1 protein-coding gene is annotated in these 840 nt (G+C 59.8%); it reads right to left on the bottom strand.

Annotated features, from left to right (window positions below; translation table 11 throughout):
• Positions 1–19: 19 nt before the first annotated feature.
• Positions 20–777 (bottom strand): IS5 family transposase gene (locus ACODSN_RS16375; protein WP_489056550.1). Its coding sequence is split into 2 segments (ribosomal slippage): positions 20–444 and positions 444–777, totalling 759 coding nucleotides; the frame shifts between segments, so codons are not numbered across the junction.
• Between the last annotated feature and the right edge of the window lie 63 nt (positions 778–840).

Below are 840 nucleotides of genomic sequence, written 5' to 3'. Positions count from 1 at the left end.
TAGGGTCAGGACTCACTGATCAGAGCCAGAAGATGACGGTGGCTGCCAGTGCGATGGCGGAGAAGAAGACCGTTGGACACCGATCGTAGCGGGTGGCGACGCGACGCCAGTCCTTCAAGCGTCCGAACATGATCTCGATACGGCTGCGGCGTCTGTACCGGCGCTTGTCGTATTTGACGGGTTGGAGGCGAGATTTCCGACCTGGGATGCAGGGTTCAATACCCTTGGCCTGCAAGGCATCCCTGAACCAGTCGGCGTCGTAGCCGCGGTCGCCCAGCAGCCAGCGCGCCTTTGGCAGATCGTCCAGTAGCGCTGCCGCACCAGTGTAATCACTGATCTGGCCAGCAGTCATGAAGAAGCTGAGCGGGCGGCCGTTTGCGTCGGTGACAGCGTGAAGCTTCGTGTTCATGCCGCCTTTGGTGCGACCGATCAGGCGCCCAAGATCCCCTTTTTAACCCGCAGGCTCGATGCCGTGCGGTGCGCCTTCAAATAGGTGGCGTCGATCATGACGGTCTTCGGATCGGAACCCTCGGCCGCCAACCCTTCCATCATGCGGAGGAAGATGCCCATCTCACCCCAGCGCTTCCAACGGTTGTACAGCGTCTTGTGAGGGCCATACTCCTTCGGCGCATCCCGCCATCGCAGCCCGTTGCGATTGACGAAAACAATGCCGCTCAACACCCGACGATCATCAACGCGCGGCTTGCCGTGGCTCTTGGGAAAGTACGGCCGCAAACGCGCCATCTGCTCATTTGTCAGCCAGTATAGGTCACCCATCCTCAGTCTCCTTACAGAGCCTGAATCAGATCGCGCCTCTCAAATCAATGGGTCCTGACCCTA

This window comes from Sphingobium sp. FG11 (assembly GCF_057809915.1).
The sequence above is the reverse complement of the archived record's forward strand: the minus strand, read 5'-3'. Positions and strand labels throughout refer to the sequence as shown.